General features: G+C 37.3%; 1 protein-coding gene. It reads left to right on the forward strand.

Going from position 1 to position 918, the window contains the following annotated elements; all coding sequences use genetic code 11:
- Positions 1-470: 470 nt before the first annotated feature.
- Complete coding sequence (locus DD606_RS25690) at positions 471-821, forward strand: hypothetical protein (RefSeq protein ID WP_129259545.1); 351 nt, start codon at positions 471-473, stop codon at positions 819-821.
- Positions 822-918 lie beyond the last annotated feature (97 nt).

The raw sequence follows: 918 nt of genomic DNA on the forward strand, positions 1-918 counted from the left end.
AATTATATTAATTAGATCCACGGCTAGATTTAGTGATCTCTCTCCTTAAGCACTAAATTAATTCATACTTCTTTTAAGATTAGATTAATATAACTCAATTATAGTCATCTCCATCATTGGTTTTGGGCAAGTCTATACGGCCACTACCCTCATCGATGACCAATAATGGAATTGAGTGCTAGTTGTGTGTTGTTCTCTTCTTTTATTTGTTGTTTGACTTGCTTGATAACAATCGGTGCTTATATATATGCACACATGCATGTGAAGCTCTCATCAAGAGTTTTTGGATGAATGTACTCGTGCTCTGTGAGCCACCAAACAACAAGATTGAAACCTACAAAATTTGGTCCATAAACCAAAACTCATAGTGACACATCATGCACAATGACACAACCCTTATGATATTTGTAAACTAACCAAAACCTACCTAGGGTGAGAGGTACCCTCTTTACTTTTCTCAAGTGTTTCACATGGTCTACCGCGAGCTTACCTCTGAATGGGATTTGGTAGATACACTAGCGAGTGAGAAAAATTTTGAGAAATTAGAATGGATGATATGTCTCTTGACCACGATTGATCCCTACTCAGTAGAGAACGTCATTCCGATTGCACAAACTTATGCTTTTGAGCAAGATGAATATCCACACCTAGTGACCTTCTTAGTGAACCTTTGTGCATCTGATGATGAGGAAGATTTACATGATTTCACGGATGGGACACATGGTTTCATTGAAAATGACTTTATTTATCTTGACAATGATGAGGATAGAGGTTTAGACTTAGGACTGTCAATCCATCTATACAACATCTTATTTCCTTGATCCTATAGGGGGTGCAAATAGATAGGTTAGGGATCTTCATGTTGTTTTTATTTTGTTCAATAAGGGTTGGTACCTCTTCACATTGATGTGCCCATAG

Origin of the sequence: Enterobacter cloacae complex sp. GF14B, assembly GCF_004136805.1 — a bacterium.
In the GTDB taxonomy this organism is placed as follows: domain Bacteria; phylum Pseudomonadota; class Gammaproteobacteria; order Enterobacterales; family Enterobacteriaceae; genus Enterobacter; species Enterobacter hormaechei_C.

What these genes read in the sequence shown, in the direction of transcription:
- DD606_RS25690 (WP_129259545.1), top strand. Translation starts at nt 471, where the DNA reads ATGGTCTACCGCGAGCTTACCTCTGAATGGGATTTGGTAGATACACTA.